The organism is Flavobacterium luteum (assembly GCF_008806775.1).
Classification (GTDB): Bacteria; Bacteroidota; Bacteroidia; order Flavobacteriales; family Flavobacteriaceae; genus Flavobacterium; species Flavobacterium luteum.
The window spans coordinates 425602-451938 of the sequence record NZ_WAEM01000001.1 but is presented as its reverse complement, the minus strand read 5'-3'; the positions used below and the strand labels follow the sequence as shown (position 1 = coordinate 451938).

At 32.8% G+C, this 26337-nt stretch carries 15 protein-coding genes; 13 read left to right on the top strand and 2 right to left on the bottom strand.

Translation table 11 applies throughout. The features are described from left to right. The first annotated feature begins 200 nt into the window (after positions 1–200). The 12 genes from F6464_RS02160 (at position 201) to F6464_RS02105 (ending at position 21611) form a co-directional block, all read left to right on the top strand. The gene (locus F6464_RS02160) at positions 201–5570 is read left to right on the top strand and encodes a T9SS type B sorting domain-containing protein (RefSeq protein WP_151106105.1); all 5370 of its coding nucleotides are present in this window, start codon (positions 201–203) and stop codon (positions 5568–5570) included. A gap of 371 nt (positions 5571–5941) precedes the next feature. Further along, the gene (locus F6464_RS02155) at positions 5942–12280 is read left to right on the top strand and encodes a T9SS type B sorting domain-containing protein (RefSeq protein ID WP_151106104.1); all 6339 of its coding nucleotides are present in this window, start codon (positions 5942–5944) and stop codon (positions 12278–12280) included. A gap of 131 nt (positions 12281–12411) precedes the next feature. Continuing rightward, on the top strand, positions 12412–13923 hold the full coding sequence (locus tag F6464_RS02150) for an MFS transporter (protein ID WP_151106103.1): 1512 nt from the start codon (positions 12412–12414) through the stop codon (positions 13921–13923). A 6-nt stretch (positions 13924–13929) separates the two neighbouring features. Beyond that, positions 13930–14160, top strand: coding sequence for a DUF6814 family protein (locus F6464_RS02145; RefSeq protein WP_151106102.1), 231 nt, complete (start codon positions 13930–13932; stop codon positions 14158–14160). A gap of 14 nt (positions 14161–14174) precedes the next feature. Further along, complete coding sequence (gene acs / locus F6464_RS02140; protein ID WP_151106101.1) at positions 14175–16082, top strand: acetate--CoA ligase; 1908 nt, start codon at positions 14175–14177, stop codon at positions 16080–16082. 81 nt (positions 16083–16163) lie between these two features. Further along, a complete protein-coding gene (locus F6464_RS02135) occupies positions 16164–17285 on the top strand; it encodes an NAD(P)/FAD-dependent oxidoreductase (protein ID WP_151106100.1) in 1122 nt (373 codons plus the stop codon). Between the two features lie 6 nt (positions 17286–17291). Next, positions 17292–18020: a methyltransferase domain-containing protein gene (locus F6464_RS02130; protein ID WP_151106099.1), complete on the top strand. Its 729-nt coding sequence runs from the start codon at positions 17292–17294 to the stop codon at positions 18018–18020. A 60-nt stretch (positions 18021–18080) separates the two neighbouring features. Next, positions 18081–19133, top strand: coding sequence for a type III polyketide synthase (locus tag F6464_RS02125; protein WP_151106098.1), 1053 nt, complete (start codon positions 18081–18083; stop codon positions 19131–19133). Between the two features lies 1 nt (position 19134). Next, positions 19135–19563, top strand: a complete 429-nt coding sequence (locus F6464_RS02120; protein ID WP_151106097.1) for a 3-hydroxyacyl-ACP dehydratase FabZ family protein — start codon at positions 19135–19137, stop codon at positions 19561–19563. 34 nt (positions 19564–19597) lie between these two features. After that, a complete protein-coding gene (locus F6464_RS02115) occupies positions 19598–20869 on the top strand; it encodes a beta-ketoacyl-[acyl-carrier-protein] synthase family protein (RefSeq protein WP_151106096.1) in 1272 nt (423 codons plus the stop codon). Beyond that, complete coding sequence (locus F6464_RS02110) at positions 20866–21120, top strand: acyl carrier protein (protein ID WP_151106095.1); 255 nt, start codon at positions 20866–20868, stop codon at positions 21118–21120. The genes F6464_RS02115 and F6464_RS02110 overlap by 4 nt, the downstream gene beginning before the upstream one ends. Next, a complete protein-coding gene (locus F6464_RS02105; protein ID WP_151106094.1) occupies positions 21117–21611 on the top strand; it encodes a 4'-phosphopantetheinyl transferase family protein in 495 nt (164 codons plus the stop codon). Before F6464_RS02110 ends, F6464_RS02105 begins: the two co-directional genes overlap by 4 nt. Here F6464_RS02105 and F6464_RS02100 read toward each other — a convergent pair. Beyond that, on the bottom strand, positions 21600–22196 hold the full coding sequence (locus F6464_RS02100; RefSeq protein ID WP_151106093.1) for a 3'-5' exonuclease: 597 nt from the start codon (positions 22194–22196) through the stop codon (positions 21600–21602). The two genes, F6464_RS02105 and F6464_RS02100, sit on opposite strands and share 12 nt — an antisense overlap. Positions 22197–22198: 2 nt before the next feature. Further along, positions 22199–24112 carry a DUF294 nucleotidyltransferase-like domain-containing protein gene (locus F6464_RS02095; protein ID WP_151106092.1) on the bottom strand — a complete coding sequence of 638 codons (1914 nt, stop codon included), beginning with the start codon at positions 24110–24112 and terminating at the stop codon, positions 22199–22201. Positions 24113–24675: 563 nt separating this feature from the next. Here F6464_RS02095 and F6464_RS02090 point away from each other — a divergent pair. Further along, entirely contained in the window at positions 24676–26316 is a 1641-nt protein-coding gene (locus F6464_RS02090; protein ID WP_151106091.1) for a T9SS type A sorting domain-containing protein, read from the top strand. The last annotated feature ends 21 nt before the right edge of the window (positions 26317–26337 follow it).

The window sequence follows — 26337 nt, the reverse complement described above, 5'->3', positions numbered from 1 at the left end:
TATTTTTTTTATTTTTTTATTGTATTAAAATATTGTAAACCAATACAATTAGATTAAATTTTAAAAATAAATAGTCTAGAAAAGTGATTTTAGCTAAAATCATTTGTTTATTTATTAGATTTATTTTTACAATAAAAAACAAGTTTAACTAAAAAATAGTAGTTTAAAACCAAATTTTACCAAAATAAATACCTCAAGTAATGCAAAATTTTATTAAGTCTTTTTTTTTCATATTTTTAACTACTCTATTATCATCAGTAAATTTTTATTCTCAAAATCTATTAACTAATGGTAATTTTGGAACTTATAATGCTGGTGTACCAAGTCCATCACCACTAGGATATACTTCAACGCATACTCAAGTTCCTTACAATGGCGCTTCGAATCCAGGTATATATGCAATTACAAACGATCCATTTATATTGTCTCCAGGCTCATTGGTTAGTACTTTTGACACTACAGATGGCGTTATAGGTAATGGTACAGGTAATATGATGTATGTCGATGGGGATAAAAATAAAGTATTTTGGAAACAGGACCCTCCATTATTACTTGATGCTTTTAAAATATATACATTTACGTATTGGATAAAAAATGTAAATCAAACTGTAAATGGAGGAGCTCCGCCTCCAACAATAAAATATAATCCAGTAGGCTGTACAAGTTGTGCTACTGCAACATATTCAACATTATTATCAAAAAATTGGGAAAAGGTTACTTATCAAATTATTCCAACTGTATCACAATTGGTTTCAGTAGAGTTGTCTACTGTTAATGCTAATTCAATTGGAGGACATAATTTTGCTATAGATGATATTTCGTTAACTCCACCAATTTTGGGTTTATCAGTTTCTACTGCGCAAACGAATCCATCGTGCCCTAGTACAAATGATGGGACAATAATTGTTTATCGCAATAGTGGTGTTGCTTCTTTTACCTATAATTTAACAGGCACAAAAACGGATTCAAATAACACAGGTGTTTTTACTGGGTTAGGTCCTGGTTCTTATGTAGTTACTGTTAAAGATTCTGATCCGTTATCACCACCTCCTGTTGTTACTCCAACAATAAACCTTATAGCCCCAGCCGATATGACTTTAGTAAGCTCTGCTGCTGGCTGTGTTGTACCTAGTTCCCCTGTTACATTAACAGCATCTAACGGAGGCGCAACCTATAATTGGACGGCTTCTACTGGAGTCGTAATACCAAGTGGTAGTATAGCAAATGTATCGCCAGCAGTTAATACCACTTATACAGCAACTTCTACTAGGCTTCCATCAGTAGCTAATCCCAATCTAATATCTAATGGAGATTTTGAGAGTGGTAATGCTGGTTTCTTTTCAGATTTTGTATATACTGCAACAAGTTCTAATTTATCACAATTTGATTATGGGGTAGTAAGTAATCCAAATTCTTGGGATGCTACATTTATTTCTAGTACCGATAGAAGTGGAATTGGAAAAATGTTTGTAACTAAAGGAGCTACTAAAGCTACTAATAATATTATTTGGTCTCAAACTGTAATTCCTGAAAATAATAAGACCTATACTTTTGCTTTTTATGTACAAAACGCAGTTGCAACGAGTCCAGCTCAATTTAAAGTCTTAATTAATGGAGTTCAAATTGGAATAGCACCTCTTTCTGCATCTAATGCGGGAAGTCCTGGTTGGACAAGGATATCGGGAACTTGGAATTCTGCCCTTGCAAGCACAGCTAAAATACAAATTATTAATACCAATATCGCATTAGCTGGAAACGATTTTGCTATTGATGATATCTCATTTACTACTGCAACTTCAAAGAGTTGTCCTTTATCTAAAACCGTAACTGTAGATGTTACTCCAGCTTTAAGTATTACCAATCCATCAGCGGTTTGTACTCCTTCAACAGTTAATATTACTTTACCAGGGGTTACAGCAGGAAGTACAGGAGGCGGTACCTTATCTTATTGGAGTGACGCGGCTACAACTATTGCTTTAGCTAATCCAACAGCGATAGCAACAAGTGGTACATATTACATTAAAAGTGTATCCAGTATTTGTTCGGATATTAAACCCGTTGTGGTTACAATTAATCCTGCCCAAGTTTTAAGCATTACCAATCCTGCCGAGATTTGTTCACCATCAACAGTTAATATAACTTTAGCAGCGGTTACAGCTGGAAGTGCAGGCGGAGGAGTATTATCGTATTGGACCAATGCAACTGCTACTATTGCTTTGGCTACACCAACAGCAATAGCAACAAGTGGTACCTATTATATAAAAAGTACTTCAGGAATTTGTTCCGATATCAAACCAGTAATAGTAAAAATAACCACAACTCCAGTTTTAAACATTACCAATCCATCTGAGGTTTGTTCACCAGCAACGGTTGATATTACTTTACCTGCGATTACAGCAGGAACTACAGGAGGCGGAGTCTTATCCTACTGGACTAATGCATCAGGAACTACAGCTTTGGCTACACCAACAGCAATAGCAACAAGTGGCACTTATTATATAAAAAGTACCTCAGGAATTTGTTCCGATATCAAAGCAGTGATTATAAAAATAACAACAACTCCAGTTTTAAGCATTACCAATCCAGCGGCGGTTTGTTCACCAGCAACGGTTGATATTACTTTGGCAGCGGTTACAGCTGGAAGTATTGGAGGTGGTACCTTATCGTATTGGAGTGATGCGGCTGCTACTATTGCTTTGGCTACACCAACAGCAATAGCAACAAGTGGTACATATTACATTAAAAGTATCTCCAGTATTTGTTCCGATATTAAACCAGTGGTGGTTACAATTAATCCAGCTCAAGTTTTAAACATTACCAATCCATCTGAGGTTTGTTCACCAGCAACGGTTGATATTACTTTACCTGCGATTACAGCAGGAACTACAGGAGGCGGAGTCTTATCCTACTGGACTAATGCATCAGGAACTACAGCTTTGGCTACACCAACAGCAATAGCAACAAGTGGCACTTATTATATAAAAAGTACCTCAGGAATTTGTTCCGATATCAAACCAGTTAACGTTACTGTAACCGCAGCTCCAATTGCAGGAACATTAAGTGGCAATACAAATGTTTGTGTAGCACTTAAAACTACTTTTTCTTCAACTTCATTGGGAGGAGTTTGGAGTTCATCAGATACAGCAATTGCAACAATTGATGCTGACACAGGAGAAATTACAGGAGTTGCTGCAGGAAATGCAATAATGACTTATACTATGCTTGGAACAGGTGGTTGTGTTGGTGTTAATGATATCGAAACGCTTGCAATAACAGTCAATGCCGAACCTAATGCAGGAACTCTTTCAGGAATTCAAGATATATGTGTTGGAAGTAACACTGCATTTTTAACTGATTCACTTGAAGCAGGTATATGGTCATCAGACGATACAAATGTTGCAACAGTTAATCCTGCAAATGGCGATATAGTTGCAGGAATACCAGGAATAGCTAGAATAACTTTTACAGTTAGTGGTAGTGGTGTATGTACTGCTGCTACAGCTAATAGAGATGTAAAAGTCACAGGTATACCTAACCCGGGAACAATATCTGGAAAAACAAATATTTGTAAAGATACTACTACTGTTTTTACTACCGATGCTAGTGACAAAACGGGAACGTGGAGTTCATCTTTAATTTTGTTTGCTACTGTTGATTTGAATGGTGAAATTACCGGAGTTACTCCAGGAACATCAGTTATAACTTATACACTTCCTGCTGTTGGAGGATGTAATGCAGTTGATGCATCTAAAAGTATAACGATAGATCCTATTGTCGCACCTACGTTTAGTACTCCTTTTGATTCTATATGTGCTAACGAGGCATTGCCTAAGCCATTACCAATAACTTCAAATAATGGAATTACTGGAACTTGGTCACCAAGTTTAGACACAAGTAATACAACTACTTTACCTATTGTAAAACCCTATGAGTTTACTCCTACAGCAGGTTTATGTGCAAGTACGTTTCAAAGTAATGTAACCATTTTACCATTACCAATAGCAACTGCTACGCCTCCTAGTGATACAGTTTGTTCAGACGTGGCTCCTAATATTACTTTATCAAGCAGTCTTCCAGGAACAGTTACTACTTTTGCTTGGGATGTAATTCCAACAGAAGTGATTGGTGATAGTTCAGCATCTGGAAATAAAATAGATCAAAAATTAACTGTTACAGGATTTACATCAGGAAAAGCAGTATATACTGTTATACCTAGTTCAGGCGGTTGTCTTGGACTACCAATTGAAGTTACAGTAAATGTCAACCCTGCGCCTGAAGTAAATGTAACAAGTAATCTAAAACCTTCACTTTGTTCAGGAGAAGTAACAGATATTCAATATGATAGTAAAGTTGCTGCTACAACATTCAGTTGGACTGTAGTTCCAAAAGGAGTTACAGGTGCTTTTTCATCTAATGGAAATGCTATTTCTCAAAAAATAAAAACAACAGGTATTGTTCAAGGTACTGTCGATTATATTATTACACCAATATCGAATACTTGTACTGGACCTCAAGAAACGGTAACCATAACTGTAAATCCAACTCCTGAGATTTTTGGCACAACACAATCGACAAAAATTTGTAGTGGAGAAACAACTAATATAACATTATCTCCAAGTATTCCTGGAACGCAATTTAATTGGACAGTGCTTAGAACAGATGTAACAGGAGGTAAAGACAGTGATATTTCAATTGACGGTATTATTAAAGAACCTCTTATAGCTGATGCAAAAGTTGGAATAGCAAAATATACAATTATTCCAACGTTGAATTTATGTGATGGAAAACCAACAGATGTTACTATACAGGTAAATCCTTTGCCAAAACCCGTTTTAGAAAATGGTATTATTTGTGTCGATCAAGTGACAAAAACTACTTTTAAATCTTATACATTAGATACCGGTTTAAGCAATACAAATCATAATTTTAAATGGTATTTTAATGATAGCCCAACACCAATACCTGGAGCCAATTCTAGAAGTTTTGAAGTTAACGTAAAAGGGAAATATTCGGTAATTGCAACCAATAAAAATACGGGTTGTCAATCAATTAAAGAAGAAGCTGAAGTTTTTGAAAATCTTCCCGCAACCGAAGATGATATAAAGGTATCAGTGAGTGATGCATTTTCAGAAAATCCAATTATAACAGTAGTGGTAACAGGATTAGGTACAGGTCCATTTCTATATCAATTAGATGATAGTGCTCCTCAAAGTTCTAATGTATTTAATGTGCCAAAAAGCGGGGAATTTAAAGTCACTATTACGGACGAACAAGGTTGTACAAATGAGTTTAAGAAAGTTATTTTTATTGACTATCCTAAATTTTTTACTCCTAATGGTGATGGCATAAATGATACTTGGAAAATAGGAGCATTAAAAAATACTAAAGTTGATATTTATGACCGTTACGGAAAATTAATAAAACAAATTATTTCTTCTGGTGCTGGTTGGGATGGTACTCTAAATGGGCAACTTTTACCTGGTACTGATTACTGGTTTACAGTTGAATATATAGAGCCAAATACAGAAGTTAAAAAATTATTTAAATCACATTTTTCATTGAAGCGATAATATTAAATAAATGACAAATTTTAAATCCCGATTACTTTCATAATCGGGATTTTTTTTATAATCATTCTTTACATTTAATTTATGTTTTCCTCATCAAATTGAAATGGCGACTTAATATATGTTACTTTATAAGTATAAAGTTTTCAACACTATTACGTTTTCGTATATGAATCTATAAAAACATAAGTTAAATGAATTGAAATTTATATAAATTTAGAGTTTTATTACTAATTATAATTATGTAGAATACATTTAAACATTAGTAATAATTCATATTTCTTAAAATAAGCGCATTTATAAGTTGTACTAATAAGAAATACTCATTGTTTAATTATTTAATACTTTAATAGCAATAAATCCAACCTAAACCTATGTTATTAACTATTTTTCAAATTATTCAGGCTACTAAAAATAAATGCTTTGCACTAGTTTTCTTAAGTTTTTTAGTTTCTACAAATTCTTTATCTCAAAATCTACTTACAACTAATAATAACAATCCAGGATTTGAAGGTACAGGTGGGTTTCAGGCAAATGGATATACTAATATTTCACCAGGAACTAGTGGTACAAGTGCTCCGAGTAACTATGCCATAACAGGTGATTCTGGTCCAATGAATTTAGCTAGCTTTAAAAGTGTAACCCCACACTCAGGAACAAGAATGATGGTTGTAGATGCTAATAATCAAATTTTTTGGCAAGGAAATCCTAATATAAGATTAGAAGGTGGCGTAACTTATACTTTTTCTTATTGGGTAGTAAATGTTAATATAAACGGCACGAGTAATCCAGCATTTCCAAATCCGGTTATTAATTTTGTTGCGGTAGACCAATGTGGTTGTACAGTTGTATTAAAATCAGGAAGTCCAACGGTAAATAATGGATCATGGCAACAAGTAGTATATGAATTCACTCCAAGTGGGACAGGTGCAAAATGGGTTCGTTTTGAATTATCTACTCCTGGAGCTACACCAAATGGAAATGATTTTGCTATTGATGATATCTCTTTGTTTGCGCCTCCAGCACCACTATCTATTTCAAATTCATTAACAAACCCATCATGTCCAGGGCTTTCAGACGGCGTTATTGTGGCATATCCTAATGGAGGAGTGGCTCCTTTCTCTTATACATTATCAGGGGCGGCTACTGCAACAAATACAACTGGTGTTTTTCAAGGGCTAAGTGCTGGAGTGTATACAGTATCGGTAACAGATTCGAACTCTCCTGCAACTACAAGAACTACTCCTAATATAACTGTTTCTAATCCATTAGATATAACATTAACATCATCTCCAACTGGATGTATATTATCTGGAACACCAATAACGCTTACGGCGGCAAATGGTGGGGCTAGCTATAGTTGGTCTGCCTCTACAGGTGTTGTTATTTCAGATACTGATGCAATTGCAAATGTTAGTCCGCTTGTGACCACTACATATACTGTAAGCTCTACTACAGTTTCTCCTACTACTAGTGCAAATTTAATTGGAAATCCAGGTTTTGAAAATGGAACATCTGGTTTCTTTTCTGATTATGGCTATTCGTTATCTAATACTAGTGGAACACAATTTGCTTACGGAATTGTAACCAATCCAAATTCTTGGTTTATTGGATTTGTTAGTACTTCAGATCATACTACCGCAAATGGCACTGGAAAAATGTTAGTTGCTGACGGTGCAACTGTAGCAAATAGTGTAATTTGGTCGCAAATAATTCCAGTTGAAACATCAAAAACGTATAATTTTTCATTTTGGGCACAAAATTTAGTAGCAAGCAGTCCAGCAATTTTTCAAGTTACAATAAATGGAACACCAATTACTATTTTGCCTGTCTCTGCAACGAATGGCGCTAGTGCTGGTTGGACTGAAATTAAAGGAACTTGGAATTCCCTGGCGGCAACTATAGCTACAATTAAAATCATTGATACTAACATTGCATCGGGGGGAAATGATTTTGCTTTAGACGATATTTCATTTAGTACAACAACTTCTAAATCATGTAATTTATCTACTGATTTAACTGTAAATATTGGAGGCAGTTCACCAATTACCAATTTTTCGTATGCTACTCCTTTTTGTAAAGACAGTACAAATCCTTCACCAACTGGAGTAACAGGATTTATAACTGGCGGAACTTATACCGATGATAATGCTACAGGCTTATTATCAATAAATGCATCAACTGGAGTTATCAATTTATCAGCATCGACAAGTGGTACCTATACCATTAGATATTCTGTAGCTGCTAATCCTGGTATTTGTCAATCGGCTGGATCTTCTACAACTATAATTACAATTAATAACACTCCAACAATATCAGGAACTTTAAACGTATGTAAAGGTTTAACAAGAACTTTATCGGGATCAGGGACTCCTAATGCGATAAACCCATGGGTTTCTGCAACACCTGCTGTGGCAACAATATCTAATTTAGGAGTCGTAACGGGAGTTTCTGCGGGTACAAGTGTCATAACCTATAAAGATAATAATGGTTGTACAACAACGACATCTGTAACGGTAAACGATTTGCCAACGATTTCAGGAACTTTAAGTGTTTGTAGCGGTTCTAATACTACTTTAATAGGTTCAGGAACTTCTGATGCATCTGCACCTTGGACTTCTGCTTCAACAAGTGTTGCAACGGTAAATAGTTCAGGAGTTGTTTCGGGAGTCTTGGCGGGAACTAGTTTAATTACCTACAAAAACAGTAATGGTTGTTTAGTAACTGAAACATTTACTGTAAATACAACTCCTATTTTAACTCTAACTTGCGGAACAACTACCGGCAGTAGCGTTGCTTTCAATTGGAATTCGATAGCCGATGCAACTAGTTATAGCTATTCTTATTCTATAAATTCGGGAGCACCTATTACAGGAGTTCTTCTATCTTCGGCAACTACACTAACCGTTAACGGACTAACTCCTGGACAAAATGTATCCGTAATACTAACTCCAATAGGTAGCGTTTGTGCAAAACAGGCCACTTCCAATTGTGTTTCCTCAAATTGTCCAACACCCATAGTTGATGTGATTTCAGACTTTCCATCTTGTGCAAATGATATTGTATCGATACCTGCTTTTACAAGTGCAACAAGCGGAATAACTTTTAACTGGACCAATACTAATGCATCAATAGGAATTGCAGCTAGTGGAACTGGAGCTACGATACCTCCTTTTAACGTAATAAATACAACAAACACTTTGCAAACGGCTACTATTTCTGTAACTGCAAATGATGGAACTTGTACAGGACCAGCAATGACTTTTGATTTAGATGTTTTTCCTTTACCAACCGTTATTATTAGCGCAGTAAAATCTTCAGTTTGTTCTGGGTCAGCAACAATAATAAACTTCAACGGAACTCCAAACGCAACGGTTACTTATACTGTAAATTCTGGAGTCAATCAATTTTTGGTTTTAGATGCTTCTGGCAATGCTTCTTTACCAACTGGTAATTTAACATCCAATACTCTTTATAGTTTAATAAGTGTTCTGAATCCTATTACAAATTGTTCACAAACACAATCTGGAACAGCTACAGTAACTATAAATGTATTACCAACGGTTACTATTTCAGGAACAACAGCTGTTTGTTCGGGTACTGGAACTCCAATTTCATTTATTGGAACTCCAAATGCTACTGTTACTTATACAATAGGTTCGGGAGCCAATCAAACCATACTTTTAGATGCGTTTGGTCTCGCAACATTACATTCAGGAAATTTAACGAGCAATACCATTTACAATTTGGTTAGTGTAGTTGATACAAATTTATGTTCACAAACCCAAATAGGAGATGCTACAATAAGCATTGATACATTACCTATTGCTAGTATTTCTGGATCAACATCTATTTGTACAGGTACTGGAGCATCAATCCTTTTTAGCGGAACTCCAAATACCATTGTTACTTATACAATAAATTCTGGAACCAATCAAACCATAATTTTAGATGGTTTTGGAAATGCATCCTTACCAACTGGAAATTTAACAGCCAACGCGGTCTATAGTTTGGTTAGTGTTCAAGATTTAAGCACTACTTGTTTTCAAACACAATCTGGGAATGCCACTGTTAAAATTATTTCTTTACCTACTGCTACTATTTTAGGAACTAAGTCTATTTGTTCGGGAACCAGTACTTCAATTCAGTTTAATGGTACTCCTAATGCAACAGTTACTTACACGATAAATTCGGGAATAAATCAAACAGTTAATTTAGATGCAATTGGGAATGCAACTATAACAACAGGAAATTTAATTGCTACTGCTGATTATAGCTTAGTAAGTGCAGAAGATTCGAGTAAAACTTGTTCTCAACCACAATCTGGAACTGCATCAGTAAACATTAACCCATTACCAACTGCTACAATTTCAGGAAGTACCACTATATGTTCTGGCACCGGAACTTCAATACAATTTAACGGCACCCCAGACGCTACAGTTACTTACATTGTAAATTCGGGATCCAACCAATCCATAGTTTTAGATGCATCAGGACAAGCAACTTTACCAACTGGAAATTTGATTTCAAACACCATTTATATTTTGGTTAGTGTTTCAGATTCTATCACTTCTTGTTCTCAGCTACAATCAGAAACTGCATCCGTGACAATTAATGCATTACCTATAGTTACTATTTCAGGAACTACTGCTATTTGTTCAGGAGCATCAGCCACAATTACTTTTACTGGAACTCCAAACGCCACTGTTACTTATACTGTAGATTCAGTTAATAATTTAACAATAGATTTAGATCCTGCAGGAGAAGCGACACTGGCAACGGGTAATCTAAGTGCGAATACGACTTATAGTTTGATCGATATATTAGATTCTACTACAACTTGTTCGCAACTGCAATCTGGAACTGCAACAGTAAGTATTAATGATGCTCCAGACGTCGTTCCCACAACAATCAATCAACCTATTTGTTCAGGACAATCTTCTGGTGTTTTATTGACAAGTACTACAGCTGGAACGATTTTTAATTGGACTGTTATTGAATCTGGTGTTGCTGGTGCTACTTCGGGAATTGGAAATAATATTTCTCAAGTTTTAACTACTACTTCACCTATAAATGTAGGTACTGCTGATTTTACAGTTACCCCAACAGCAAATGGATGTTCAGGATTGCCAATTGTAGTTACAGTTTCTGTTTCGCCTACACCAACAGCAGTCGCAACTCCTGATAAAGATGTTATTTGTTCTGGAGCTGCAACAGCTATTGCTTTATCAAGTGGTAATTCGCAAACAACATTTAACTGGAATGTCATTCAAAATAACGTTATTGGGGCTACGAATGATTCTGGTAATTTAATAACTCAAGTATTACAAACAGCTATAAACAATTTTGGAGAAGCCGTATATGCAATAACTCCCAGTTTGAATGGGTGTAACGGATTGACTATTTTGGTTCCCATAACAGTAAATCCTGTGCCAGATGTTTCAACAAATGTTTTTAACAATCCTATATGTTCAGGAAATGCAACAAATATAGATTTAACAAGTAATGTTGCTGGGACTACTTTTACCTGGTCAGTAGTGCAAACTAATGTTAAAGGAGCTATATCTAGTAGTGGTAATACTATTGCGCAAATTATTAAAACAACAGGAAATAGTTTAGGAGTTGCTGAATTTACGATTACACCACAAATTAATTCGTGTATAGGAAATCCAATTATTGTTCCGATACAAGTTAATCCATCTCCTGAGGAATTCGGACCGTCTTCAACTACAATTTGTAGTGGTAAATCTCCTAAAATAAGTTTAATACCAATAATCGTTGGAACTTCATTTAATTGGACTCATTTATCTGACAATGTATCAGGTGCTACAGACGGAAATGGAGATAAAATTGATCAAGTTTTATTAGCTGAAAATAATCCTGGTAAAGTATTGTATACGGTTACTCCATCTTTAGGAGGATGCATAGGAAACTCATTTATTAATACAGTTAATGTAAATCCAGCACCAATTGTAAATCTAGAAAATGGTGTTTTATGTTTAGAAGCAAATGGAGATTTAAAGAAAAGCTTAATTTTAAACACTAATTTAAATGATGCTTTATATGATTTTGAATGGTATTTTAATACTATTTCAACACCTATTTCTGGCGCTATAGAGAGTTTATTTGAAGCAAAAGAATTAGGAGATTATTTTGTAAATGTAAGAGACACTTCAACAGGATGTACTGCAAAGTCAAATACTGCAATGGTTACAGAAGTTAATCCTACCAATTCATTTGATGTAATTGTATCTGATGCCTTTACTGAAAATACATCAATTACAGTAACAGGTCAAAATGTAATTACAACTTATCTCTATCAAATAGATAACGGTGCTTTGCAAAGTTCTAATGTTTTTAGCGGAATAGGAGCAGGGACTTACACTATAAGAGTTACTGATTCTGATGGTTGTACGGATTACAGTAAAGGTGTACAAGTTATTGATTATCCTAAATATTTTACACCAAACGGAGACGGATTTAATGACACTTGGAATATTAAAGGATTAAGTAATCAATCCAATGCAACTCTTTTTATTTATGATCGTTATGGAAAATTGTTAAAGCAAATTAGTCCAAAAGGACAAGGTTGGGACGGAACATTTAATGGAGTTCAATTACCAGCTACGGATTATTGGTTTACAGTTGATTATCTAGAACCTAATAATGATATTAATAAATTATTTAAAGCTCATTTTAGTCTTAAACGATAAATTAAATTTCAAAATAGTAAACTAAGCTTCCTTTTTTGGAAGCTTTTTTGTATTTAACAAGTTAGAAATAGTATTATTGATGTAACTATTTTTATATTTGGGAATTAGAAATTTAAAATAGTGAATTAATAATGACTACAAAATCTACAAAAGGCATTTGGAAAGTAATTTCGGCATCCTCGATGGGAACAATGATTGAGTGGTATGATTTTTACATTTTCGGGAGTTTAGCAGTTGTTTTATCAACTAAATTTTTTCCTTCTGATAATCCCACAGCGGCTTTTTTATCTACATTAGCAACATTTGCTGCTGGATTCGTTGTTCGTCCATTTGGCGCACTTTTTTTTGGAAGATTAGGAGATATCATCGGTAGAAAATATACTTTTATGGCGACGTTATTACTAATGGGTGGAGCTACTTTTTTAATTGGCTGCATACCAAGTTATGAAACCATTGGATTTTTAGCACCATTATTAGTATTAATTCTTCGCTTACTTCAAGGTCTAGCTTTAGGTGGCGAATACGGAGGTGCTGCAACTTATGTAGCAGAACATGCCCCAGTAGGGGAACGCGGGTATTGGACTTCATGGATACAAACCACAGCAACAGTCGGATTGTTTATTTCATTGATGGCTATATTAGCCACAAAAAACGTACTTAGTCCTGAAGAATTTGACAGTTGGGGTTGGAGAGTTCCGTTTTGGCTCTCAATAATTATGGTATTTGTTTCCTATCTGATTCGAAAAAACATGGATGAATCTCCAGTTTTTGCCAAAGCTAAAAAGGAAGGTAAAACAAGTGCAAATCCTTTAAAAGATAGTTTTGGAAATAAGTACAATTTAAAATTTGTATTGTTAGCTTTATTTGGAGCCACAATGGGTCAAGGCGTGATTTGGTATACAGGTCAATTTTATGCAATGAATTTCATGAAAACGGTTATGGCTTTAGATTCATCTCAAGTAGATGAATTATTAGGAATTGCATTATTATTAGGAACACCTTTTTTTATTTTTTTTGGATGGCTTAGCGATAAAATAGGCAGAAAATACATTATGATGGGCGGAATGTTATTAGCAATTTTACTTTACAGGCCTATTTATAAAACAATGTATGAAACCACATTATTAAGTAATAAAGTAGAGATTTTAGAAAAAACCAAAACCCTAATCGAACTTAAAGAAAATAGGCTGATGACTAAGGATTCTATTTTTACTTTCAATAAAGAGTTTACAGATGGAACCGTTTACCATGAAGTAAAAACAGTACCTTTTGATAAAGAAAAGTCTGTCGAAGTAAAATCGACAATAACCATCAATTCTAGTGACAAATGGTTGTTAGTTTTTATGGTTTTTATTCAAGTGCTATTTGTTGCGATGGTTTACGGACCCATAGCAGCATTCTTAGTTGAAATGTTTCCTGCAAAAATTCGTTATACTTCAATGTCATTGCCTTATCATGTAGGAAACGGAATTTTTGGTGGATTACTTCCTGCAATTTCTACTTATTTAGTCATAAATGGTAAAGAAGCTGGTGATGCAGAATATTATTTAGAAGGACTCTGGTATCCAATAATTATTGCCTCGGTATGCTTTATAATTGGAATGATTTATATTGATAATACAAACAAGAACAAACATATTTAAAATACTATGAATCAGTTAAAAAGAATTTTAGGAATGATTTGGATAGGATTAGCAGTTGCTTCTGCCTACTTTTGTATCTTTATATTTGGTTTGCCAAAATTTTTATCTGGTAAACAAGAAGATTTGGTTTTTGGAATAATTATACTATTTATACTGACACCATTAATAGTATTGGGTTTAGGAACATTTGGATATTATTCCTTAATGGGTGAATACGATTCAGTAAAAGAAAAATAAAAAATACAATTACTATGAGTTATTACAAAATTGACAATTTAGAACAATACTTTAAACATTATAATAAATCAATTCGTGAACCTAGAAAATTTTGGAGTAAGATTGCAGAAGAAAACTTTACTTGGTACCAGCAATGGGATAAAGTAGTCGATTTTAATATGGCCGAAGCGGAGATAAAATGGTTTACCGAAGCTAAAGTAAATATTGTTAAAAATTGTATCGACAGACATTTAGCAAGACGTGGTAATAAAACCGCAATTATCTTCGAACCAAATGATCCAAGAGAGAAGGCCCAACACATTACTTATAACGAATTGCATCAACGTGTCTCTAAAATGGCAAACGTGCTAAGAGAACAAGGCATTAAAAAAGGAGATCGAGTTTGTATTTATTTACCAATGATTCCTGAATTAGCAGTTTCAGTTTTGGCTTGTGCTAGAATAGGAGCCATACATTCGGTAGTTTTTGCTGGATTTTCTGCATCTGCAGTAGCTGCAAGAATTAACGATTGCGAGTGTAAAATGGTAATTACTTCTGACGGAGGGTATCGTGGTAATAAAACCATAGATTTAAAAAGTATTATTGATGAAGCATTAGAAAAAAGCCCTTGCGTCAAAAAAGTTTTGGTAGTAAAAAGAACCAATACAACTGTAAATTTGAAATTGGGTCGTGACCAATGGTTGCAACCACTTTTAGACGAAGCTTCAGATAACAATGTTGCTGAAATAATGGATGCCGAAGATCCTTTATTTATTCTATATACTTCCGGTTCTACCGGAAAGCCAAAAGGAATGGTCCATACTACAGCTGGTTACATGGTTTATAGCGCTTACACATTTAAAAATGTTTTTAACTACGAAGAGAATGATGTTTTTTGGTGTACAGCTGATATTGGCTGGATAACTGGACATTCTTATATTTTATATGGTCCGTTATTAAACGGAGCAACAACTATAATTTTTGAAGGAGTCCCATCCTATCCTGATTTCAGCCGTTTTTGGGAAATTATCGAAAAACACAAAGTCACTCAATTCTATACAGCACCTACTGCAATTCGCGCCTTAGCTAAAGAAAACTTATCATTTGTACAGAAATATCCATTAGCATCATTAAAAGTTATTGGCTCTGTTGGAGAACCTATTAATGAGGAAGCTTGGCATTGGTATAACGATCACGTAGGAGGGAAGCGATGCCCTGTTGTTGATACTTGGTGGCAAACTGAAACAGGAGGGATCATGATTTCGCCAATTGCATTTGTAACTCCTACAAAACCAACTTATGCCTCATTACCATTACCAGGAGTTCAGCCTGTATTAATGGATGAAAAACGCAATGAAATAGAAGGCAATCAAGTTACGGGAAGTTTATGTATTAAATTTCCTTGGCCTGGAATTGCCAGAACTATATGGGGAGATCATGAACGTTACAAACAAACCTATTTTTCTACTTTTCCTGGAAAATATTTTACAGGAGATGGAGCATTAAGAGATGAAGTTGGCTATTATAGAATAACAGGTCGTGTTGATGATGTGGTTATTGTTTCTGGTCATAATCTAGGAACTGCTCCTATAGAAGATTCTATTAACGAACATCCTGCAGTTGCAGAAAGTGCAATTGTTGGCTTTCCTCATGATATTAAAGGAAATGCATTATATGGATTTGTAATTCTTAAAGAATCAGGAGAAACTCGTGATAGAGAAAATCTAAGTAAAGAAATCAATCAACAAATATCTGACCATATTGGTCCTATTGCAAAATTAGATAAAATTCAATTTGTTACAGGTTTACCAAAAACACGCTCCGGAAAAATAATGCGTAGGATACTACGTAAAATTGCTGAAGGGGATTATTCTAACTTTGGAGATACTTCGACACTTTTAAATCCTGAAATTATTGAAGAAATTAAAGCAGGTAAAGTATAGTTAAAAAAAGCTAGTTCAATTTGAACTGGCTTTTTTTAACTTTTATAAATAACCAAGCCAGTTTTGTAAATCAACTTTTAAATGAAAAATGAAGTTATTATTATTGGTGGCGGTTTAGCAGGTTTAACCGCGGGAATACATTTATCTAAAATTGGAGTTCATGTTACAATTATCGAAAAAAATAGTTATCCAAAACACAAAGTTTGTGGAGAATACATCTCTAATGAAGTACTTCCTTATTTCAAGTGGTTGGAAGTTATCATTTCCGATTTAGAACCAACACATATTACAAAACTTCAATTTTCATCCGTTAAAGGAAAAGCAATAAATTGCGAGTTGCCTTTGGGAGGATTTGGAATTAGTCGATATGCTTTAGATGAATTTTTATATAAAAAAGCCATTGCTAACGGATGTAATTTTATTCAAGAAACGGTAGAAAATATCGCTTTTAATGAAAATGAATTTACAATCACAACTTCTAACAATACGATACTGAAAACAGAAATTGTTATTGGAGCTTTTGGAAAGCGTTCGAATATAGACCAAAAGTTAAGTCGAAATTTCATTCAACAAAAATCGCCATGGCTAGCTGTAAAAGCACATTTTTCAGGAAATTTTTCTAATACTCTAGTGGGCTTGTATAATTTTAGCGGAGGCTATTGTGGCGTTTCTAAAGTAGAAAAGGACAAAGTTAATATTTGCTATTTAGCCGACTATGAAACATTTAAAAATTATAAAAATATAGAAGATTATCAAGATAAGGTTGTTTCAAAAAATCCATTTCTAAAATCTATTTTTGAAAATCACACCTTACTTTTTGATAAACCACTAACTATTAGCCAAATTTCATTTGAGAAGAAGCAAACCATAGAGAATCATATACTTATGATTGGTGATACCGCAGGTTTAATTCATCCATTATGTGGCAACGGAATGGCAATGGCAATTCACAGTGCTAAAATTGCATCTGAATTGATTGGAGCTTATTTTAAAAATGAAATAAAATCAAGAATAGCTTTAGAGCAAAAGTATTGTAAAGAGTGGAATTATAATTTTAAAAAAAGACTGAGTTTTGGTCGATTATTATCGTATCTTTTACAAAAACCTAAACTCGCCGAAGTGCTTATTAGATTTCTTATTAGCTTCCCTTTTTTACTACCTTTAATTGTAAAGAAAACGCATGGAAAACCCATAAATAATTAGTTAAAAATGTTTATAGATACAAAATATAGAACAGACGACTCTGAAATTATGGATGATTTTACCATAGAAGGTGAGATTTTAAAGGATGCGCTTGATAAAATTGCAAAAATAAATCAGCTATTAGGAGGCAATCAACTAACTTTACAAGGAGTCCAAGAGTTAATTTCTAAAAATTCAAAAGATAAGCCTATAATGATTATTGATATTGGATGTGGAAATGGAGATATGCTGAGGGAATTATCAGAATATGGAGAAAAGAATAATTTTCATTTTCAATTATTAGGGGTAGATGCTAATAATTTTACAATAAATTATGCTCGAGAGCTTTCTATACATTATCCCAATATTTCTTATATATGCGAAGATATTTTTGACAAATCTTTTTCAGAATTAGAGTATGATATTGCTTTGTGTACGCTCACTTTACATCATTTTAAAGAAGAGGAAATTATTAAACTAATGACTATTTTTGAAAAGAATTCAAGAATTGGTTTTATAATTAATGATTTGCATAGAAGCGCAATAGCCTATCGTCTCTTTCAATTAGTGTGCATCATTTTTAGATTAAATGAAATGTCTCGAAAAGATGGTTTAACGTCAATTTTAAGAGGATTCAAAAAAGAAGAATTAATTCAATTTTCAAAAAAATTAAATTTAAATAATTACAGAATCCGATGGAAATGGGCTTTTCGTTACCAATGGATTATAAAAAGAGAGTTACAAATCATAAATTAGTAGATAGTAATTAGAGAATTCGTTTTTTTAAATTATCGTCTAAAAATCTTCAAAAAACAGATGAGTGTAAAAATAAAAACTGTTGTCAAGCAGTTGCCTAAATATTCAAGAACAACCGAAGAAATTTTGCCTTTTCTTGATGCTTGGTTACTTGGTCAAGAGGATCGTTTTATTCGAAAAGTAAAAAAAATTTTTGAAGGTGCTGCAGTTGATAAAAGATATTCTATAATGGATCCAATCGAAGTTTTTACCAAAACTTCTTTTGAAGAAAGAAATGATATTTATATTCGTGAAGTAATAGATTTAGGTGAAAAAGTATTGCTAAAAGCACTTCAAAAAGCCAATTGGAAACCAGAAGATTTAGATTACATCATAACCGTAAGCTGCACTGGAATCATGATACCATCCTTAGATGCTTATCTTATTAATACACTAAATTTACGACAAGACATTGTTAGGCTACCTGTTACAGAAATGGGTTGTGCAGCAGGAATTTCTGGGATTATTTATGCTAAGAATTTTCTTCAGGCTAACCCTGGAAAAAGAGCTGCTGTAATTGCTGTCGAAAGTCCAACAGCAACCTTTCAATTAGACGATTTTTCTATGGCAAATATTGTAAGTGCTGCTATTTTTGGAGACGGAGCTGCATGTGCTTTGCTTTCTTCACATGAAGAAGATGAAGGACCTGAAATTTTAGCAGAAGAAATGTATCATTTTTATGATGCTATTCACATGATGGGTTTTAGACTAACCAATTCAGGTTTACAAATGATTTTAGATATTGAAGTTCCGGAAAAAATTGCGACTCATTTCCCAGCTATTATTCATCCTTTTCTTGAAAAAAACAACCTGAAAATAGAAGATATCGATCATTTAATTTTCCATCCTGGTGGAAAAAAAATCATTCAAATTGTAGAGGAATTATTTTCAGATTTAGGAAAGAATATAGACGAAACAAAAGAAGTTTTGCGTTTATATGGAAATATGTCAAGTGCTACTGTTTTGTATGTTTTAGAAAGAATTATGGATAGTAACCCGAAAAAAGGATCAAAAGGATTGCTTTTGAGTTTTGGACCAGGATTTTCCGCTCAAAGGGTTTTATTGCAATTTTAAAATGAAAACAGAAGAAATAATAGCTCAATTACCTTATTCAAAACCTTTTTTGTTTGTAGATAAAATTTTAAATATTAATGAAAACGGAGTGGAGGGTTGCTATACTTTTGATGCTAGTTTAGATTTTTATAAAGGTCATTTTAAAGATAAGCCCGTTACACCCGGAGTTATTTTAACAGAAGTAATGGCACAAATAGGAGTAGTTTGTTTGGGAATTTTTTTATTAAATAAAAAATTTAATTCTAATACTTCAATTGCCTTAACATCAAATGAAATAGATTTTTTAAAACCCGTTTTTCCTAATGAAAAAGTAAGAGTGATTTCAGAAAAAATATACTTTAGATTTGGAAAACTAAAATGTAAAGTAAAAATGTTAAATCAAAAAAACGAAGAAGTTTGTAACGGAATAATTGCTGGAATGATTGTTTAGATAAAGAGATTGCTTCGTGCGTCGCAATGACAAAATGAAAAGAGTTGTAATAACAGGTTTAGGTGTTGTTGCTCCAAACGGAGTAGGGCTAACTGCGTTTACACATGCCATTAAAAAAGGAATTTCAGGAATTAAACACGATACCGAATTAGAGCGATTACAATTTTCCTGTCAAATTGCTGGTAAACCTGAAATTTCAACTGAATTAGCATTGCACTATTTTTCTGAATTAGAACTTCGTAATTTTAATTCATCTGGAATTTTATATGGTGTAATTGCTGGTATCGATGCGTGGAAAAATGCTGGATTACCAATAGAATTGTATGAAGAACCAGATTGGCACAGCGGTACTATTTTCGGAACGGGAACTTCGGGTATTGATAAATTTAGGGAAAGTATCTATAAAATTGATGATTTTCAAACTAGAAAATTAGGTAGTACAGCAGTTGCTCAAACTATGAATAGTGGTGTTAGTGCATATTTAGGAGGAAAATTAGGACTAGGAAATCAGGTAACGACCAATTCTTCAGCTTGTACTACTGGAACAGAAAGTATTTTAATGGCTTTTGAAAGAATAAAATCAGGTCAGGCCAAACGCATTTTAGCAGGAAGTACTAGCGATAGTGGTCCTTATATTTGGGGAGGATTTGATGCTATGAAAGTATGTACTTTTAAACATAATGAAGCGCCGGAAAAAGGCTCAAGACCAATGAGTGTAACTGCTTCAGGATTTGTACCAGGAAGTGGAGCAGGGGCAATACTACTTGAAGATTTAGAAACTGCTTTGTCTCGAGGTGCTACTATTTATGCAGAAGTTTTGGGTGGAAATATAAATTCGGGTGGACAACGGGGTTTAGGAACTATGACAGCACCAAACCCAATTGCTGTGAAAAAGTGTATAACAAATGCTATCAAAAATGCAGGAATTACCGCAAATGAAATTGATGCCATTAATGGACATTTGACAGCAACGACTAAAGACAGTTTAGAAATTCAGAATTGGAGCGAAGCATTGCAAAGAAAGGGATTGGATTTTCCTTATATCAACTCTTTAAAATCTATGATTGGTCATTGTTTGTCTGCTGCTGGAAGTATAGAAAGTGTTGCTTCGATTTTACAGTTGCATCAGGGGTTTATTTTTCCTAATACTAATTGTGAAGATTTACATCCTGAAATAACCGCAGTCATTGATACTTCGAGAATTCCACAACAATTAATCGAAAAAGAGTTAAATTGTATTGTTAAAGCCAGCTTTGGTTTTGGAGACGTAAATGGGTGTGTTATTTTTAAAAAATATAAAACATGAATAAGTTAGAAATTATAGAGAAATTAAAAGGAATAGTAAAGCCTTATATAAAAAATCAAGATGCGTTTGATGCATTTACTGAAAATACTGATTTCATTACTGATTTAAATATAAACTCGGCCAATTTGGTTGATATCATTTTAGATATAGAAGAGGAATTTCATATTGTTATAGACAATCAATCTATGGAACAAATGTTGGATGTAAAATCGACGGTAGAAATAATCGAAACAAAACTATCCGAAAAATGATAGGAAATGACATCGTAGATTTGACTTTAGCCCGAAAAGAAAGCAATTGGAAAAGGGAAGGCTTTTTAGATAAAATATTTACGACTAAGGAACAAATATTAATTCATAAATCTAAAAATCAAGAGATTATGATTTGGGATTTATGGAGTAGGAAAGAAGCAGCATATAAAATTTACAATCGTAAAACTGGATTCAGAGCTTTTATACCATTACAACTAGAATGTTTTCAAATAGCTAAGCACATTGGTAAAGTAGTTTGTTATGATTATTGTTTTTATACAAAAACGCAAATAACTACTAAATATGTTCATTCTATTGCAGTAAATGAAATATCAGATTTCAAAAGAATATTGTTTTTATATTCTAGAAAAGGCATAATAAAAAAGAATGGAATTCCAGTTATACATGGTAATAACAATTCAATTTCAATAAGTAATCACGGTAATTTTGAGGAAATTGTAATGCTCTGTAAAGAAAATTTACAATCCTAATTTAGACTTAAGTTTAAGAAATAATAGGGCAATGGTATAAGCATCTTCTGAAGAGGAAAGGCGTTCACTTTTTGGAACCTTATAAATTTCGCACAATTCATCTATAGAAATTGGTTTTTCACTACTAATATCTTTTAATTTTTTGTGCATAATTTCTATGTCTAAAGCTTCATTTTTTAATTTTCCACAATCTAGTTTTTCAAGAGCAACATTTATCAGATCTACATCAAAATGTATTCGGTGTCCCACTAAAATAGCATTTCCAATATATTCTAAAAAAGCTTGAATAGCCTCACGTTCACCAAGCTTAGGTTGTTTACTTTCGATTATAAATTCGTTAGAAAGTCCGTTATCATGTAGGTAAACGTATTGCAATAACATGACTTCGAAACTATCTCCAATTAAAATGGAATTGTCTTGAACTGCAATTGCTCCAAAAGAGAGAATTACATCTTTATTTGGATTCAAACCACTAGTTTCAGTACTTAAAACAACAAATCGATTCGATCTTTTTTCAAATTTTGAAATATAGTTTTTCCAAATTTCAGGATACTCCTTGTTAATATTTTTAATCCAATCGAACATATTTATGAAAATTGAGTCAGTTGAAAAGTATCTTTAATTAAATCTTCCAATTCTTTCATTGGAGCTAAGGCATTTTTTAGTATTTCTTTATCTACCTTCGAAAGTTCGCTTAAGTTGATATACTGTCCACTACTATCATTTTTTAACCCTTCGAGAGTCCTAAACTTAGACAATGTCAAAAATGCATCCGCACAATTTAAAAATATTTCTGAATGTTTCGAATCTACAATTGCTAATTGTTTAAATCTTAAATAAGTATTGTTTATACCTTTTATATTTTGGCTAATGGCAAACAATCGCGCTCCATCAATTAATGGCATTAAACCCCGAGTTTTAATATCAAACTTATCTTTATTGATACCTTCTTCTTCAACATTAAACTTCTTAAAAAAGCTTAAAGGAGCAGGTTTTCTCAAAGCATCATTGCCTAAATAGTCAAAGAAAAGGGTGTGTTTTTTTGATTTATTAAAAATAATATCCGTTAAGGCATCTTCAATTTTAGATTCTCCAAAAGCAATTTCATAATCAAAAAAAGCACCGCTAATTTCGTTACTTTTTTCACCCGGAGTATCCATCCAATTATTGTATTGTTTTGCCCAGTCTGTCAATGATTTACACCATTGTAAATTACTTGCAATATGACCGTTCGTACAAGGTATATATCCAGTTTTTGCTAAAGTTTCAACAGTTTTTTTGGCTAATTTTATAAAATAATCTTTTACATCTCTATATTTTTCAGTGGCAACATCTTCAAAAACAAGAATATTATCTTGATCAGTAACTAATAATTGTTCTTTTCTGCCTTGACTACCAATGCTTAACCAGGCAAAACGAGCAGGAGGAGAGCCTAATTCTAGAACAGCCAATTCGACAGCACGTTTGAAAATAGCAAAATTAATTTCGCTAGCAATATTAGTAATATGTAAAAGAGGAATATTTTTAGCTATTGATGTCTTAATTAGCTCAGATAATTTAAATCGAACTTTTTTTAAATCATTAGCATCGTTTGATCGTTTGGTTTCTTTTATCAAAATACCAGGATTACTGGCTTGAGCAACCACTAAATCGTGTTCAGATATTACTCCTTTAACTTCTGATTTATCACTTCCGTCTGATGTTACACACAAATGACTGACATTATACTTAAGTAATAATAGTTGTGCTTCTGCAAGGGATACGTTTTCATTTACTGTAATTACTGGCGAAGACATTATTTTATCAACAGTTGTAGTTATAGAATAGCGTCCTGTAGCAATTTTAGATCGCATATCAGTATCAGTTACAATTCCGATTGGTAAATTTTGCTGAGTAATAATTACATTGTCTAATAAATTGTCGGTCATTAATTGAGCAACTTGACTAACTGCTGTTAATTTATCAATTTTTAAGGGCGTTTTGTTGTAGGATAAAGTCTGAAAATATTGAATTTCTGAAGGTTTTGAAGAAAAAACAACATTATCGGATAAAAATTTACCTTTATTTTCTATGTCATTTGGATTTGCAGTATTATTTGCAAAACTTTCTAAAAGGAAATTTAAAACTTCAGAATTTTGAGCTACAAAAGGTCGGAAAGCAGCAATTGGAATGGCATAAACGATACTTTCTTCACGAGCTTTTGCAGTCATCATATAATTATTTTTTGCGAAAAAAGGGCGTAAACCAAAAACATCTCCTTCAATACATTTATTTAAGAGCGTTTCTTCGGCATCTGAAATCACTGATAAATTGATTACACCTGAAGCAACTACATAAAAACTATCGTGCAAAATGTCGTTAATTTGGAAAAGGGTTTTATTTTTTTCAAGATTTATGACACGAATACTTAATGCTACACTTTTTAACTCTTCAAATGAAAGAATGTTAAATGGTTGATATTGCTTTAGAAAATCAGCTATACGTTCGGCAATTGCATTCATAATTGATTTTAAATAAGTAAAGTTTCAAGTTTTTAAATTTTTTATTTAAATTAAAACAGTTTTGCAAAAATAGGAAACATTTAATATATACTATGTTTAAATTTAATAAACTATCAATCATAAACATTAATTTTCTATTTTACATAATATAAATTATAGTTCATATATTTATTAGATTTATTTTATTTAATATGACAAAATTTCTCCTAAAAATTTCATTGTAATAAAATAAATCTAATATATAATAAATTATATTAAATGCTTTTCTTACTAATTTATTAGTTATAAACACTTCATTATTATATTGTTAATATCTTTTTATGTTCATTGTAACTTCGTTTCTTACAAATAATAATATTATCATATTATTATTCTTACATATTAAAGAATTATGATGTATTTTATCGATTAAATTTGAAAATTTAACATTTTTGTCGATTATTATTGCACTTAATCTATATAAATTTGTGGTGTTGAGTTATTAATCCCAAATTAATAATATAAACAAAACAAAAACAAAAAAATATAAACATAACATTAGTTTAAATCTTAACCTACTTACTATGAAAAAATTATTTACTCTATTGGGAGTTCTTCTATTTGTTTCTGGAAGTGCCCAAACGTCAAACATTACTTACAAAGCTTCAACGTTAAATTTTTCTAATCCAGAACGAGGTTTTTATAAACATACCTCTGCTCATTCTGGTACCTATCAAAGTTTAAATCAAACTTCTCTTACTAATTACAGAGTTCTCAATAATATTTCATTAATATATAGAGCATTTCCTTTAGATGATTTTATAGATACACCTATTTCTGCTAGCTATTTAGCCAATATGCAAAGTGATTTTGACAAAATTAGAAAAGCGGGTGTAAAATGTTTCATACGGTTTACCTATTCTGATGATCAAGATGTGCCTAAAAGAGATGCTACAAAAGAAATAATGTTAACACACATTAAACAAATAAAACCTCTTTTGCAAGCTAACGAAGATGTCATAAGTTTAATGCAGGCTGGATTTATAGGAGCTTGGGGAGAATGGTATTATACCAGTCAAGCTGATTTTGGTGGTGAAGGTTATAATGGTTCAAGCGTAACAACAACTAACCTAAATAATAGAAAAGAGATTGTTGAAGCACTTTTAGATGCTTTGCCCGCAAGCAGAATGCTTCAAGTGAGAACTCCCGCTTTTAAACAAGGTTTATATTCTAAAAATGCATTAACTTCAACTCAAGCTTTTTCTGAAACATCTTTAGCAAGAATAGGACATCACAATGATTGTTTCTTAGCTAGCTCTTCAGATTATGGAACCTATGATAATGTAACTACACAATATCCGTATTTAGCTCAAGATACAAAATTTGTTCCTATGGGAGGCGAAACTTGTAGATTAAATTCTCCTAGATCTGATTGCGCAACAGCTGTATTAGAAATGGGGAAATTCCATTGGACTTTTCTGAATTTAGATTTTTATCCTGGAGTTATAGATGGTTTTGAAACAAATAATTGTTTCGATGATATTCAAAAAAAGCTAGGATATCGATTTGAATTGACTTCAGCTACTTTTCCTAAAACGCAATTGTTACGAGATAATTTACCTTTAACTCTAAAAATCATCAACAGCGGTTTTGCTACTCCTTTCAATGAAAGAAAAGCGTATTTAGTTTTAAAAAATCTAGCAACAAACCAGGTTTATTCTATTTTAATGGCTTCAGATCCTAGAACTTGGCTTGGTCCAACTGAATTAACTATTAACGAGAATCTTACATTACCATCTAATTTAACTACCGGTAATTACAAATTGTATTTACATCTTCCTGATAACTTGCCTACATTAGCAAATAGATCTGAATATGCAATACGTTTTGCAAATGATAATGTTTGGGATGCTAGTACTGGGTATAATGATTTAAATTATACCATCAACGTTACAGACACTAATTTAGGCAAGGCAGAATCTTCTAAAATTAATATGTCTATATATCCGGTTCCTGCTAATAATGAATTAGCTATAGAGTTTGATGGAATTAACGATTATCAAATTACTATGTTTAATTCGTTAGGACAAAATGTTTTGATTTCAAAAAAATTAGAATCTAACAAAGCAATAATCAATACTACAAATTTAAGCGAAGGATTGTACTTTATAGAATTTGCTAAAGGATCAACTAAAGATACCCGAAAAATTATTGTTAAACATTAATTTTATAGTAACCTTAAACTA

What these genes read in the sequence shown, in the direction of transcription:
- F6464_RS02110 (WP_151106095.1), top strand. Translation starts at nt 20,866, where the DNA reads ATGAATAAGTTAGAAATTATAGAGAAATTAAAAGGAATAGTAAAGCCT.
- F6464_RS02155 (WP_151106104.1), top strand. Translation starts at nt 5,942, where the DNA reads ATGTTATTAACTATTTTTCAAATTATTCAGGCTACTAAAAATAAATGC.
- acs (WP_151106101.1), top strand. Translation starts at nt 14,175, where the DNA reads ATGAGTTATTACAAAATTGACAATTTAGAACAATACTTTAAACATTAT.
- F6464_RS02095 (WP_151106092.1), bottom strand. Translation starts at nt 24,112, where the DNA reads ATGAATGCAATTGCCGAACGTATAGCTGATTTTCTAAAGCAATATCAA.
- F6464_RS02090 (WP_151106091.1), top strand. Translation starts at nt 24,676, where the DNA reads ATGAAAAAATTATTTACTCTATTGGGAGTTCTTCTATTTGTTTCTGGA.
- F6464_RS02160 (WP_151106105.1), top strand. Translation starts at nt 201, where the DNA reads ATGCAAAATTTTATTAAGTCTTTTTTTTTCATATTTTTAACTACTCTA.
- F6464_RS02125 (WP_151106098.1), top strand. Translation starts at nt 18,081, where the DNA reads ATGAGTGTAAAAATAAAAACTGTTGTCAAGCAGTTGCCTAAATATTCA.
- F6464_RS02150 (WP_151106103.1), top strand. Translation starts at nt 12,412, where the DNA reads ATGACTACAAAATCTACAAAAGGCATTTGGAAAGTAATTTCGGCATCC.
- F6464_RS02135 (WP_151106100.1), top strand. Translation starts at nt 16,164, where the DNA reads ATGAAAAATGAAGTTATTATTATTGGTGGCGGTTTAGCAGGTTTAACC.
- F6464_RS02120 (WP_151106097.1), top strand. Translation starts at nt 19,135, where the DNA reads ATGAAAACAGAAGAAATAATAGCTCAATTACCTTATTCAAAACCTTTT.
- F6464_RS02115 (WP_151106096.1), top strand. Translation starts at nt 19,598, where the DNA reads ATGAAAAGAGTTGTAATAACAGGTTTAGGTGTTGTTGCTCCAAACGGA.
- F6464_RS02130 (WP_151106099.1), top strand. Translation starts at nt 17,292, where the DNA reads ATGTTTATAGATACAAAATATAGAACAGACGACTCTGAAATTATGGAT.
- F6464_RS02145 (WP_151106102.1), top strand. Translation starts at nt 13,930, where the DNA reads ATGAATCAGTTAAAAAGAATTTTAGGAATGATTTGGATAGGATTAGCA.
- F6464_RS02105 (WP_151106094.1), top strand. Translation starts at nt 21,117, where the DNA reads ATGATAGGAAATGACATCGTAGATTTGACTTTAGCCCGAAAAGAAAGC.
- F6464_RS02100 (WP_151106093.1), bottom strand. Translation starts at nt 22,196, where the DNA reads ATGTTCGATTGGATTAAAAATATTAACAAGGAGTATCCTGAAATTTGG.